The organism is Streptomyces sp. NPDC001410 (assembly GCF_042895235.1).
Taxonomy (GTDB): domain Bacteria; phylum Actinomycetota; class Actinomycetes; order Streptomycetales; family Streptomycetaceae; genus Streptomyces.
Genome location: NZ_JBIAWE010000004.1, coordinates 141125 through 154567, shown reverse-complemented (window position 1 = coordinate 154567; position 13443 = coordinate 141125). Strand labels below are relative to the sequence as shown.

The window sequence follows — 13443 nt, the reverse complement described above, 5'->3', positions numbered from 1 at the left end:
CACGAGGAAGGGCCCCGTACGCCACGTACGGGGCCCTTCCTCGGTGCGCAGCGGGGATCAGCCGCCGAACTCCTGCAGGCCCTTCAGAGCCTGGTCCAGGAGCGCCTGACGGCCCTCCAGCTCACGCTCCAGCTTGTCGGCCTTGGAGTTGTTGCCCTGGGCGCGCGCCTGCTCGATCTGCGCCCGCAGCTTGTCCACGGCGGCCTGCAGCTGACCGGTCAGCCCCTCGGCACGCGCGCGTGCCTCCGGGTTGGTCCGGCGCCACTCGGCCTCCTCGGCCTCCTGGATGGCCCGCTCGACCGATTGCATCCGGCCCTCGACCTTCGGCCGCGCGTCCCGCGGGACGTGACCGATGGCCTCCCAGCGCTCGTTGACCGAGCGGAAGGCGGCCCGGGCGGCCTTGAGGTCCGTGACCGGGAGGATCTTCTCGGCCTCCTCGGCCAGCTCCTCCTTGAGCTTCAGGTTCTCCGCCTGCTCGGCGTCCCGCTCGGCGAAGACCGAGCTGCGGGCGGCGAAGAACACGTCCTGGGCGCCGCGGAAGCGGTTCCACAGGTCGTCCTCGTGCTCGCGCTGGGCGCGGCCCGCGGCCTTCCACTCCGCCATCAGCTCGCGGTAGCGCGCCGCCGTCGGACCCCAGTCCGTCGAAGCGGACAGCGACTCGGCCTCGGCGACCAGCCGCTCCTTGGTCTTGCGCGCCTCCTCGCGCTGCGCGTCCAGCTGCGCGAAGTGGCCCTTGCGACGCTTGGAGAACGCCGACCGGGCGTGCGAGAAGCGGTGCCACAGCTCGTCGTCGGACTTGCGGTCCAGCCGCGGCAGCCCCTTCCAGGTGTCCACCAGCGCCCGCAGCCGCTCACCGGCGGCCCGCCACTGGTCGGACTGCGCCAGCTGCTCGGCCTCGGTGACCAGGTCCTCCTTGGCCTTGCGGGCCTCGTCGGACTGCTTGGCCCGCTGGACCTTGCGCTCCTCGCGCCGCGCCTCGACCGTCGCCACGAGCTTGTCGAGACGGGCCTTCAGCGCCTCCAGGTCGCCCACCGCGTGATGCGCGTCCACCTGCTCACGCAGGTGGTCGATCGCGGTCTGGGCGTCCTTCGCCGACAGGTCCGTCGTCTGCACTCGCTTCTCGAGGAGGCCGATCTCGACAACCAGGCCCTCGTACTTGCGCTCGAAGTAGGCAAGCGCCTCCTCAGGGGAGCCGGCCGCCCAGGAACCGACGACCTGCTCGCCGTCGGCCGTACGCACGTACACGGTCCCCGTCTCGTCGACGCGGCCCCACGGGTCGCTGCTCACAGCGCCTCCTCCACATGATGCCCGCGGGGGCCTCGGTGCCCCCGGGCATCGTCCACAGTTTCGTCACGGCCAACATAGGCGACCAGCGGGTTGCCTGTCCGCATCCAGCGCGACCGAAATTCCGCAGTTGGCCGTGTTGAGCGCCGGTTCGGCGTCAGGACTTGGTGACCGTCGCCTTGTTGATCACGACCGTAGCGTTCGGGGCGCCGTCACCGGCACCCGTGTTCTCGCCCGCGGCCGCGATCTTGTCCAGCACCTTCAGGCCCGCCGCGTCGATGGTGCCGAACGGCGTGTAGCTGGGCGGCAGCGGGCTGTCCTTGTAGACGAGGAAGAACTGGCTGCCGCCGGTGTGCTTCTGGCCGGTGTTGGCCATCGCCACCGTGCCCGCCGGGTACTTGTTGCCCTTCAGGCTCGCGTCCTTCAGGTTCTCGTCCGGGATCGTGTAGCCCGGGCCGCCGCTGCCGACGCCCGTCGGGTCGCCGCACTGCAGCACGTAGATGCCGTTCGTGGTCAGGCGGTGGCACTTGGTGTGGTCGAAGAAGCCCTTGCCCGCCAGGAAGTCGAACGAGTTCACGGTGTGCGGCGCGGCCGACGTCTTCAGCGCGATGTTGATGTCACCGCACGTCGTCGCGAGCTTCATCGTGTACTTCGCCGACGTGTCGATCGACATCGCCGGCTCGTTCTTCCAGGTCTCCTTTTCGATGGAGCCCGCGGCCGGCTTCTCGCAGGGGTCCGGCGCCTTGCTGGTCGGCGCGGCGCTCGGCGTGACGTCGGCGCTCGCGTTGGTCTTCTTGTCGTCGTCGTTCTTGAGCACACCGGTCGTGTACAGCGCGACACTGCCGATCACGACCACGCCCAGCACGGACGCGATCACGGAGTTGCGCATATTCGCCTTGCGCCGCGCGCTGGTGCGTCGCTGCTGCTGCCGCAAGAACTTCTCCCGGGCGAGCTGACGCCGCCGCTGCTCCTGGCTGACCACCGGGTTCTCTCCTCATGCGTGTCGTGTGTCGACCGGTACGCGTGCGACCTGTGAGCCGACAGCTGCGTGTAGCCCCGTACCGTATATGGGTTCGCTGAGGAAACGGCAGCGCCGGTAGGCTCTGGACCACGGGCCGCCCGCCCGTAAGCCCTCCCGTATCGACACAACGAAGGACGATCGTGCTCATTGCCGGGTTCCCCGCCGGGGCCTGGGGGACGAACTGTTATCTCGTCGCCCCCGCCGCCGGTGAGGAGTGCGTGATCATCGACCCGGGCCACCAGGCCGCCCAGGGCGTCGAGGAAGCGCTGAAGAAGCATCGGCTCAAGCCCGTCGCCGTCGTCCTCACCCACGGCCACATCGATCATGTGGCCTCGGTCGTCCCCGTGTGCGGCGCGCACGACGTACCGGCCTGGATCCACCCCGAGGACCGGTACATGATGAGCGACCCCGAGAAGGCGCTCGGCCGGTCCATCGGCATGCCGCTGATGGGCGAGCTGACCGTGGGGGAGCCGGACGACGTCAAGGAGCTGACCGACGGCGCGAGGCTCGCGCTCGCCGGGATGGAGTTCTCCGTCGCGCACGCACCGGGCCATACCAAGGGGTCGGTGACCTTCCAGATGCCCGAGACCGCGGACATTCCTTCGGTCTTCTTCTCCGGGGATCTGCTGTTCGCCGGCTCCGTCGGACGCACCGATCTTCCGGGTGGCTCCATGGAGGACATGCTCGACTCGCTGGCCCGCGTGTGCCTGCCGCTCGAGGACTCCACCGTGGTGCTGTCCGGCCACGGCCCCCAGACGACCATCGGCCAGGAGCGCGCCACCAACCCCTATCTGCGGCAGGTGGCGGCCGGCCAGGGAGCCTTCCAGGCTCCCCGACGAGGAATGTGACGAGAGAGCTTCCGTGAGCACCTTTCAGGCCCCCAAGGGCACGTACGACCTGATTCCGCCGGACTCCGCCAAGTACCTGGCGGTCCGCGAGGCGATCGCCGCCCCGCTGCGCAACTCCGGCTACGGCTACATCGAGACTCCCGGCTTCGAGAGCGTCGAACTCTTCGCACGCGGTGTGGGTGAGTCCACCGACATCGTCACCAAGGAGATGTACGCCTTCGAGACCAAGGGCGGCGACAAGCTGGCCCTGCGTCCGGAGGGCACCGCGTCCGTCCTGCGCGCGGCCCTGGAGGCCAACCTGCACAAGGCGGGCAACCTCCCGGTCAAGCTCTGGTACTCCGGCTCGTACTACCGCTACGAGCGCCCCCAGAAGGGCCGTTACAGGCACTTCTCCCAGGTCGGCGCCGAGGCGATCGGTGCCGAGGACCCGGCGCTGGACGCCGAGCTGATCATCCTCGCCGACCAGGCGTACCGCTCCCTGGGCCTCAGTAACTTCCGCATCCTGCTGAACAGCCTGGGCGACAAGGAGTGCCGTCCGGTCTACCGGGCCGCACTGCAGGACTTCCTGCGCGGCCTGGACCTCGACGAGGACACGCAGCGCCGCACCGAGATCAACCCGCTGCGCGTGCTCGACGACAAGCGGGAGTCGGTCCAGAAGCAGCTCGGCGGCGCCCCGCTCCTGCGTGACTACCTGTGCGACGCGTGCAAGGCGTACCACGAGGAGGTCCGCGAGCTGATCTCCGCGGCGGGCGTGTCCTACGAGGACGACCCGAAGCTGGTCCGCGGCCTGGACTACTACACCCGCACCACCTTCGAGTTCGTGCACGACGGTCTGGGCTCCCAGTCAGCGGTGGGCGGCGGCGGCCGCTACGACGGCCTGTCCGAGATGATCGGCGGCCCCGCGCTGCCGTCCGTCGGCTGGGCCCTCGGCGTCGACCGCACGGTCCTCGCCCTGGAGGCCGAGGGTGTCGAGCTGGACATCCCGTCGGCGACCAGCGTCTACGCGGTGCCGCTCGGCGAGGAGGCCCGCCGGGTCCTGTTCGCGAAGGTCACCGAGCTGCGCAGGGCCGGTGTCGCCGCGGACTTCTCCTACGGCGGCAAGGGCCTGAAGGGCGCCATGAAGAACGCCAACCGCAGCGGGGCCCGCTACGCGATCGTCGCCGGCGAGCGCGACCTCGCCGAGGGCGTCGTCCAGCTCAAGGACATGGAGTCCGGCGAGCAGACGGCGGTCGGCGTGAACGACATCGTGGCCGAGCTGCGGTCGCGGCTGGGTTAACCGCACGCGCGCGCGGGCGCCGGATGCTCCCTGGGGGCGTCCGGCGCCTTTGTCGTCGTCGGGCACGGGCGCTGTCCGGAACCGAACAGAGGGGACCGGTCGTACGTACATCCTTATGCGGAGCGAACGGTGCGCACCCAGGTGTGTGCGGCACAATGTCCGGTGCCCGAAGATGGTCCAACTCTCAAGTGACGGAATCGGCGTGATGAGCAAGACGACAGTCAAAGACGTCTCCACGGAGCCCGGACCCGAGCGTGCCGTCGACGCACCCGGCACGGTGGGCGGCAGCCGCGCCTTCGCCCTGCTGCTGGTGATCACCGGCGCCGCCGGACTGCTCGCCGCCTGGGTCATCACGATCGACAAGTTCAAGCTGCTGGAAGCCAAGGTCGCGGGCAAGACGTTCACCCCAGGGTGCAGCCTCAACCCGGTCGTCTCCTGCGGCAGCGTCATGGAGAGCAAGCAGGCCGCCGCCTTCGGCTTCCCCAACCCGATGCTCGGCCTGGTCTGCTACGGCATCGTCATCTGCGTCGGCATGAGCCTGCTGGCCCGCGCCCGTTTCCCGCGCTGGTACTGGCTCACCTTCAACTTCGGCACGCTCTTCGGCGTGAGCTTCTGCGCCTGGCTGATGTTCCAGTCGCTGTACCGGATCAACGCGCTGTGCCTGTGGTGCTCGCTGGCCTGGGTCGCGACGATCATCATGTTCTGGTACGTGACCTCGTTCAACATCCGCAACGACTTCCTGCCCGCCCCGTGCTGGCTGAAGTCCTTCTTCGGCGAGTTCACCTGGGTCGTGCCGGTCCTGCACGTCGGGATCATCGGCATGCTGATCCTGACCCGCTGGTGGGACTTCTGGACCAGCTGACATCCCCGGCCGGATTGTCAGTGCAGTGACATAGGGTTTCCCACGTGGAAGCCGACCTGTTCACCGCCGCAGCAGAGGAACGCCAGGAGAAGGACCCGGCCGGCAGCCCCCTGGCGGTCCGCATGCGCCCGCGCACCCTCGACGAGGTGGTGGGCCAGCAGCACCTGCTCAAGCCGGGATCCCCGCTGCGCAGACTGGTCGGCGACGGCAACGGCAGCCCGGCCGGACCGTCCTCGGTGATCCTCTGGGGCCCGCCCGGCATCGGCAAGACGACCCTCGCCTACGTCGTCTCCAAGGCCACCGACAAGCGGTTCGTGGAGCTGTCGGCGATCACCGCGGGCGTCAAGGAGGTCCGCTCGGTCATCGACGGAGCCCGCCGCGCCACCGGCGGCTTCGGCAAGGAGACCGTCCTCTTCCTGGACGAGATCCACCGCTTCAGCAAGGCCCAGCAGGACTCCCTGCTCCCCGCGGTCGAGAACCGCTGGGTGACCCTGATCGCCGCGACCACGGAGAACCCGTACTTCTCCGTCATCTCCCCGCTGCTGTCCCGCTCCCTCCTCCTCACCCTCGAACCCCTCACCGACGACGACATCCGCGGACTCCTGAAGCGGGCGCTGACGGACGAGCGCGGCCTCAAGGCGGCCGTCTCGCTCCCGGAGGACACCGAGGACCACCTCCTGCGCATCGCCGGCGGTGACGCCCGCCGCGCCCTGACCGCCCTGGAGGCCGCCGCCGGGGCCGCCCTGGACCAGGGCGAGACGGAGATCAGCCTCCAGACCCTGGAGCAGACCGTCGACCGGGCCGCGGTGAAGTACGACCGCGACGGCGACCAGCACTACGACGTCGCCAGCGCCCTCATCAAGTCGATCCGCGGCTCCGACGTCGATGCCGCCCTGCACTACCTGGCCCGCATGATCGAGGCCGGTGAGGACCCCCGCTTCATCGCCCGCCGCCTGATGATCTCCGCCAGCGAGGACATCGGCCTGGCTGACCCGGGCGCTCTGCCCATCGCGGTCGCCGCCGCCCAGGCCGTCGCCATGATCGGCTTCCCCGAGGCCGCCCTCACCCTCAGCCACGCCACCATCGCCCTCGCGCTCGCCCCCAAGTCCAACGCCGCGACCACCGCGATCGGCGCCGCCATGGAGGACGTACGCAAGGGCCTGGCCGGAGCCGTCCCGCCGCACCTGCGGGACGGGCACTACAAGGGCGCGGCCAAGCTCGGCCACGCGCAGGGGTACGTGTACCCGCACGACCTGCCCGAGGGCATCGCCCCGCAGCAGTACGCCCCGGACGCCCTCAAGGACCGCGAGTACTACACACCGACCCGGCACGGCGCCGAGGCCCGGTACGCGGACGCCGTCGAATGGACCCGCAAGCACCTCGGTCGCAAGCGGTCCTGAGCGCCCTGTAGAATCGCTCGAAGTGCTGAGTCCCGCGCAGTCAGAGCGGGACAGCCGGCCGGAGACCCAGTCCTTCGGGACTGACTCCAGGAGCGTCGCGCACCGTCGAACGGTGTCGCGGGCAGCCCACCACCACCCGGAGCCCCGGGAGAGGTCGGTGGGCCACTCGCGTGCTGCACGTATGTGCCCAGACCAGGGGAGCGGCTGCCCGGCAGGTCCGATGCGGACCCGGCGGGTTTCCCCGGCTGCGGATGCGACCTCCCTCAACTCTGACAAGCCGAAAACTAGGAAAGAGACAAAAGACAGTGGCGAACCAGTCCCGCCCCAAGGTCAAGAAGTCGCGTGCCCTCGGCATCGCGCTGACCCCGAAGGCCGTCAAGTACTTCGAGGCCCGCCCCTACCCGCCGGGTGAGCACGGCCGCGGCCGCAAGCAGAACTCGGACTACAAGGTCCGTCTGCTCGAGAAGCAGCGCCTGCGCGCTCAGTACGACATCTCCGAGCGCCAGCTGGTCCGCGCCTACGAGCGTGCGTCCAAGGTCCAGGGCAAGACCGGTGAGGCCCTGATCGTCGAGCTGGAGCGTCGTCTCGACGCGCTGGTCCTGCGTTCGGGCATCGCCCGCACGATCTACCAGGCCCGCCAGATGGTCGTCCACGGCCACATCCAGGTCAACGGCCAGAAGGTCGACAAGCCGTCCTTCCGTGTCCGTCCGGACGACGTCGTGCAGGTCCGCGACCGCTCCAAGGACAAGACGCTCTTCCAGATCGCCCGTGAGGGTGGCTTCGCCCCCGACGGTGAGACCCCGCGCTACCTGCAGGTGAACCTCAAGGCCCTGGCGTTCCGCCTGGACCGCGAGCCGAACCGCAAGGAGATCCCGGTGATCTGCGACGAGCAGCTCGTCGTCGAGTACTACGCCCGCTGATCCCAGCCCCGGCGCAGCACCTCAGCCCGCCGTCTCCCCACCCTTCCGGGTGGGCGAGGCGGCGGGTTCGCGTTTCCCGTCGTCACCGAGGGCGTGCGACACCGGTCCGCGCGGCGCGGGCAGCGCCTCCAGCGGCCGTACACCGCCGCCCCCCAGCGCCCGCGCCACGGTCGCGTCCCCGTCCAGCCGCGCTCCCTCGCGCACGCACTCCTCGTAACGCTCGTCGCCGAGCGCCTGCCGGGCCGTCGCCTCGCACAGCTCGTGCGGGGCGTTGAAGTAGGCCGAGCCGAACAGCGGCAGCCCCACCGACGGCCACATCCGGCCCGCGGCGCCCTGCAGGACCGCCGCCTCGGCCGGGTCGCCCTGGGCCGCCGTCACCAGGGCGAGCAGTTCCAGGGACAGCATCGAGCCCAGCAGATCGCGGAAGGCGTGCGCGTTGTCCAGACAGTCCGCGAGCAGCTCCCGCGCGCCGGCCGGATCCCCGTCCCGCCAGGCCGCGTAGGCCAGCACGTACAGCGCGTACGACCGCGCCCAGCGCTCGCCGTGGTCCTCGCACACCCGGCGCACGTCCTCGCACAGCCGCACCGCGTCCGCCAGGTCCCCCTGGAACGCCCGCGCCATCGCCAGTTCCACCTGAGCCATCAGGACGTTGCTGTTCAGCTCGCCGATCTCCTGGTAGCGGTCGAGGGCCGAGCGCAGCAGCGTTTCTGCGCGCGCCATGTCATCCGTGACCAGGGCCAGACAGCCGGTGCGGTGCTCCGCGTACGCCACCGCCGTCAGGTCCGCGACCCGCTCCGCCTGCACCCGGCACTCCTGCAGCGCGGCCAGCGCCGGCACGGTGTCGCCCTGCAGGATCGCGACATAGCCGAGCACCCACAGCGCCTTCAGCCGGGACTGCTCGTACTCCGACTCCAGCTCCACGCTGCGCTGCAGCCAGCGCCGCCCCTCCGACAGCCGCCCGCAGCCCGCCCAGCAGAACCACAGCGAGCCCGCCAGGTACTGCCCCAGATGCGCCTCGTCCGGTTCGGTCAGACAGAACTCCAGGGCGGTGCGCAGGTTCGGCAGCTCGACCTCGACCCGCGCGGCCACCTCGCGCTGCCGGGGCGAGAACCACTCCAGCTCGCACCAGGTCGCCAGGCCCAGGTACCAGTCACGGTGCCGCCGCCGCAGCCGTACCGCGTCCCCCGTCGCCTCCAGCCAGTCGGCGCCGTAGGCCCGGACCGTGTCCAGCATCCGGTAGCGGGGGCCCGTCGGGGTCTCCTCGCGGGAGAGGACCGACTGCGCGAGCAGCTCCGCCAGCACGTCCAGGACGTCCTCGGCGTCCAGCCCGTCCCCGCTGCACACGTACTCGGCCGCCTCCAGGTCGAAGGTCGGCGCGAACACCGAGAGCCGCGCCCACAGCAGCCGCTCGGCCGGGGTGCACAGCTCATGGCTCCAGCCGATCGCCGTGCGCAGCGTCTGGTGGCGGGGGAGAGCGTCCCGGCCGCCGCCGGTCAGCAGCCGGAACCGGTCGTCCAGCCGCTCCAGCAGCTGCGCCGGGGACAGCACCCGCAGCCGCCCCGCGGCCAGCTCCAGAGCCAGCGGGATCCCCTCCAGCCGGCGGCACAGCTCCCGCACCACCGGGCCGTCGCCCGTCACCGGCCCGTGCTGCCGGGCCCGGTCCGTGAACAGCTCGACCGCCTCGTCCTCGGCCAGCGGGGCCAGCGGGAACAGCCGCTCGCCGGTCAGCCCCAGCGGACGCCGTCCCACGGCCAGCACCCGCAGCTCCGGCAGCTTGCGCAGCAGCTCGGACGCCAGGTCGGCGCAGGCCGCCACCAGATGCTCGAACCCGTCCAGCACCAGCAGGAACCGGCGGCCGGCGAGACGGCCGAGCAGGGTCTCCCGGGGTGACCGGGTGGTGTGGTCGGTCAGCCCCAGCGCCTCCACGACCGCGTACTCCACGAACTGCGGATCCCGAACCGGCGCCAGCTCGACCCTCGCCCAGGCTCGCGGCTCCCCTCGCGGCGCCGACCGGGCCGCCGCCCGTGCGGCCAGCCGGGACTTGCCCACGCCACCGACCCCGGTCACCGTCACCAGCCGGGCCGCCTCCATCGCCTCGGCCAGCTCGGCGAGTTCGGCCGAGCGCCCGACGAAAGCGGTGAGTTCAAGGGGCAGATCGCCGCCCGTGCAGGGGCCGGGGCGCTGAGGACCTCGCATGGGACACGGAGCGTACTGAACCGTGTTCATTCCGTACAATCGCTTCCCGCAACTCCGCCATCCGCCGACCGTAATCCGGTACGGAGCCCCACCTGTGGCGCGATAGGCTCGGTGCACGACTTTTTCGATGTTCATCAGGCACGTTTCAGGGAGCGGGTGCGCACAGTGTCCGGTGGAGAGGTGGCCGGGATCCTGGTGGCCGTCTTCTGGGCGATCCTGGTCTCCTTCCTCGCCGTCGCACTGGCGAGGCTGGCCCAGACGCTCAAGGCGACCACCAAGCTCGTGGCGGACGTGACCGACCAGGCCGTCCCGCTGCTCGCCGACGCCTCCGCCGCGGTGCGCTCCGCGCAGACCCAGATCGACCGGGTCGACGCGATCGCCTCCGACGTCCAGGAGGTCACGTCGAACGCCTCCGCGCTCTCGACCACCGTCGCCTCCACCTTCGGCGGCCCGCTGGTCAAGGTCGCGGCCTTCGGCTACGGCGTGCGCCGGGCGATCGGCGGCCGCAAGGAGAACGTGCCCGCCAAGGAGCCCAGGCGTACCGTGATCGTGGGCCGTACGGTCCCGGCGGCACGTAAGCGGAGCAACCGGGGAAAGAAGGACTGACCGAGCGATGTTCCGCCGTACGTTCTGGTTCACCACGGGTGTCGCCGCCGGTGTGTGGGCCACCACCAAGGTCAACCGCAAGCTGAAGCAACTGACCCCCGAGAGCCTCGCCGCGACCGCGGCCAACAAGGCCCTGGAGACCGGTCAGCGCCTGAAGGACCGCGCGGTCGGCTTCGCGCTCGACGTCCGCGACAACATGGCGCAGCGGGAGGCCGAGCTGGGGGAGGCGCTGGGTATCCAGGAGAGCCCCGAACTCCCCGCACCTCGGCGGTACACCGCCATCGAGAACAGCGACAACCCGAAGTACATCGAAGCCCCGATGCACTCGTACAACCGGAATGAGGACCACTGATGGAGTCGGCCGAGATTCGCCGCCGCTGGCTGAGCTTCTTCGAGGAGCGCGGGCACACCGTCGTCCCTTCGGCGTCGCTCATCGCGGACGACCCGACTCTGCTCCTCGTCCCCGCCGGCATGGTGCCCTTCAAGCCCTACTTCCTGGGTGAGGTCAAGCCGCCGTTCCCGCGCGCCACCAGCGTGCAGAAGTGCGTGCGCACGCCCGACATCGAAGAGGTCGGCAAGACCACGCGCCACGGCACGTTCTTCCAGATGTGCGGCAACTTCTCCTTCGGCGACTACTTCAAGGAAGGCGCCATCAAGCTCGCCTGGGAGCTGCTCACCAGCGCCCAGGACAAGGGCGGTTACGGCCTCGACCCCGAGCGCCTGTGGATCACCGTCTACCAGGACGACGACGAGGCCGAGCAGATCTGGCACGAGGTCGTCGGCGTGCCCAAGGAGCGCATCCAGCGCCTGGGCATGAAGGACAACTTCTGGTCCATGGGCGTCCCCGGCCCCTGCGGCCCCTGCTCCGAGATCAACTACGACCGCGGCCCCGAGTTCGGTGTCGAGGGCGGCCCCGCCGTCAACGACGAGCGGTACGTGGAGATCTGGAACCTCGTCTTCATGCAGTACGAGCGGGGCGAGGGCATCGGCAAGGACAACTTCGAGATCCTCGGGGACCTGCCGAGCAAGAACATCGACACGGGCCTCGGCCTGGAGCGGCTCGCCATGATTCTGCAGGGCGTGCAGAACATGTACGAGATCGACACCTCCATGGCCGTCATCGACAAGGCCACCGAGCTGACCGGGGTGCGCTACGGCGACGCCCACGGCTCGGACGTGTCCCTGCGCGTGGTCACCGACCACATGCGCACGGCCACGATGCTCATCGGCGACGGCGTCACCCCCGGCAACGAGGGCCGCGGCTACGTCCTGCGCCGCATCATGCGCCGCGCCATCCGCAACATGCGTCTGCTGGGCGCCACCGGTCCGGTCGTCAAGGATCTGATCGAGGTCGTCATCGGCATGATGGGCCAGCAGTACCCGGAGCTGGTCACCGACCGCGAGCGCATCGAGAAGGTCGCCCTCGCCGAGGAGAACGCCTTCCTGAAGACGCTGAAGGCCGGCACCAACATCCTCGACACCGCCGTCACCGAGACCAAGCAGGCCGGCTCCACGATCCTGCCCGGCGACAAGGCGTTCCTGCTCCACGACACCTGGGGCTTCCCGATCGACCTCACCCTCGAGATGGCCGCCGAGCAGGGGCTGTCCGTGGACGAGGACGGCTTCCGCCGCCTGATGAAGGAGCAGCGGGAGCGCGCCAAGGCCGACGCCCAGGCCAAGAAGACCGGCCACGCCGACATGGGCGCCTACCGCGAGATCGCCGACTCCGCCGGCGAGACCGACTTCATCGGCTACAGCGACACCGAGGGCGAGTCCACGATCGTCGGCCTCCTGGTCGACGGTGTCTCCTCCCCGGCCGCCACCGAGGGCGACGAGGTCGAGGTCGTCCTCGACCGCACCCCGTTCTACGCCGAGGGCGGCGGCCAGATCGGCGACACCGGCCGGATCAAGGTCGACTCCGGTGCCGTGATCGAGATCCGCGACTGCCAGAAGCCGGTCCCGGGCGTGTACGTCCACAAGGGCGTCGTCCAGGTCGGCGAGGTCACCGTCGGCGCCAAGGCCCACGCCTCGATCAACACCCTTCGCCGCAAGGCCATCGCCCGCGCCCACTCGGCCACCCACCTGACCCACCAGGCCCTGCGCGACGCCCTCGGCCCGACGGCCGCCCAGGCCGGTTCCGAGAACCAGCCCGGCCGCTTCCGCTTCGACTTCGGCTCCCCGTCCGCCGTCCCGACGGCCGTGATGACCGACGTCGAGCAGAAGATCAACGAGGTGCTCGCCCGCGACCTCGACGTGCACGCCGAGGTCATGGGCATCGACGAGGCCAGGAAGCAGGGCGCCATCGCCGAGTTCGGCGAGAAGTACGGCGAGCGCGTCCGCGTCGTGACCATCGGCGACTTCTCCAAGGAGCTGTGCGGCGGCACGCACGTGCACAACACCGCCCAGCTGGGCCTGGTGAAGCTGCTCGGCGAGTCGTCGATCGGCTCGGGTGTCCGTCGTATCGAGGCCCTCGTCGGCGTCGACGCCTACAACTTCCTGGCCCGTGAGCACACGGTCGTCAACCAGCTGACCGAGCTGCTCAAGGGCCGCTCGGAGGAACTGCCGGAGAAGGTCTCCGCGATGCTCGGCAAGCTGAAGGACGCCGAGAAGGAGATCGAGAAGTTCCGCGCCGAGAAGGTGCTGCAGGCTGCCGCCGGTCTTGCCGAGTCCGCCAAGGACGTGCGCGGTGTGGCCGTCGTCACCGGTCAGGTGCCGGACGGTACGACCCCGGACGACCTGCGCAAGCTGGTCCTCGACGTGCGCGGCCGCATCCAGGGCGGCCGGGCCGCCGTGGTCGCCCTGTTCACGGTCAACAACGGCAAGCCGCTGACCGTCATCGCCACCAACGAGGCCGCCCGCGAGCGCGGTCTCAAGGCCGGTGACCTGGTCCGTACCGCCGCCAAGACGCTCGGCGGCGGCGGTGGCGGCAAGCCGGACGTCGCCCAGGGCGGCGGCCAGAACCCGGCCGCCGTCGGCGAGGCCGTGGAGGCCGTCGAGCGGCTCGTCACCGAGACCGCCAAGTGACAGTGA

Annotated in this window: 11 protein-coding genes; 8 read left to right on the top strand and 3 right to left on the bottom strand. The window is 70.3% G+C overall.

Annotated features, from left to right (window positions below):
• Positions 1–57: 57 nt before the first annotated feature.
• Both ACFY3C_RS10090 and ACFY3C_RS10085 read right to left on the bottom strand, forming a co-directional pair.
• The gene (locus ACFY3C_RS10090) at positions 58–1287 is read right to left on the bottom strand and encodes a DUF349 domain-containing protein (RefSeq protein ID WP_390770442.1); all 1230 of its coding nucleotides are present in this window, start codon (positions 1285–1287) and stop codon (positions 58–60) included.
• Between the two features lie 154 nt (positions 1288–1441).
• Positions 1442–2266, bottom strand: coding sequence for a peptidylprolyl isomerase (locus ACFY3C_RS10085; protein ID WP_390770441.1), 825 nt, complete (start codon positions 2264–2266; stop codon positions 1442–1444).
• 179 nt (positions 2267–2445) lie between these two features.
• On the opposite strand from ACFY3C_RS10085, the gene ACFY3C_RS10080 reads away from it, so the two are divergent.
• The 5 genes from ACFY3C_RS10080 to rpsD all read left to right on the top strand — a co-directional run bounded on the left by ACFY3C_RS10080 (position 2446) and on the right by rpsD (position 7611).
• On the top strand, positions 2446–3153 hold the full coding sequence (locus tag ACFY3C_RS10080) for an MBL fold metallo-hydrolase (RefSeq protein WP_390770440.1): 708 nt from the start codon (positions 2446–2448) through the stop codon (positions 3151–3153).
• A 13-nt stretch (positions 3154–3166) separates the two neighbouring features.
• Positions 3167–4429 carry a histidine--tRNA ligase gene (gene hisS, locus ACFY3C_RS10075; RefSeq protein WP_390770439.1) on the top strand — a complete coding sequence of 421 codons (1263 nt, stop codon included), beginning with the start codon at positions 3167–3169 and terminating at the stop codon, positions 4427–4429.
• Positions 4430–4634: 205 nt separating this feature from the next.
• Positions 4635–5291 (top strand): vitamin K epoxide reductase family protein, encoded by a 657-nt coding sequence (locus ACFY3C_RS10070; protein ID WP_390770438.1) that lies wholly within the window; start codon positions 4635–4637, stop codon positions 5289–5291.
• A 44-nt stretch (positions 5292–5335) separates the two neighbouring features.
• Positions 5336–6691: a replication-associated recombination protein A gene (locus ACFY3C_RS10065; protein WP_390770437.1), complete on the top strand. Its 1356-nt coding sequence runs from the start codon at positions 5336–5338 to the stop codon at positions 6689–6691.
• Positions 6692–6996: 305 nt separating this feature from the next.
• Complete coding sequence (gene rpsD / locus ACFY3C_RS10060; protein WP_020938857.1) at positions 6997–7611, top strand: 30S ribosomal protein S4; 615 nt, start codon at positions 6997–6999, stop codon at positions 7609–7611.
• Positions 7612–7632: 21 nt separating this feature from the next.
• On the opposite strand, the gene ACFY3C_RS10055 is transcribed toward rpsD, so the two are convergent.
• Positions 7633–9807: an ATP-binding protein gene (locus ACFY3C_RS10055; protein WP_390770436.1), complete on the bottom strand. Its 2175-nt coding sequence runs from the start codon at positions 9805–9807 to the stop codon at positions 7633–7635.
• A gap of 165 nt (positions 9808–9972) precedes the next feature.
• Here ACFY3C_RS10055 and ACFY3C_RS10050 point away from each other — a divergent pair, with 165 nt between their 5' ends.
• From ACFY3C_RS10050 to alaS, 3 genes are read left to right on the top strand one after another with little or no spacing between them, the layout of a single operon-like run.
• On the top strand, positions 9973–10413 hold the full coding sequence (locus tag ACFY3C_RS10050) for a DUF948 domain-containing protein (protein ID WP_094220724.1): 441 nt from the start codon (positions 9973–9975) through the stop codon (positions 10411–10413).
• Positions 10414–10420: 7 nt separating this feature from the next.
• Positions 10421–10765: a hypothetical protein gene (locus ACFY3C_RS10045; protein ID WP_390770435.1), complete on the top strand. Its 345-nt coding sequence runs from the start codon at positions 10421–10423 to the stop codon at positions 10763–10765.
• Positions 10765–13437, top strand: coding sequence for an alanine--tRNA ligase (gene alaS, locus ACFY3C_RS10040; RefSeq protein ID WP_389183103.1), 2673 nt, complete (start codon positions 10765–10767; stop codon positions 13435–13437). Before ACFY3C_RS10045 ends, alaS begins: the two co-directional genes overlap by 1 nt.
• Positions 13438–13443: the final 6 nt, after the last annotated feature.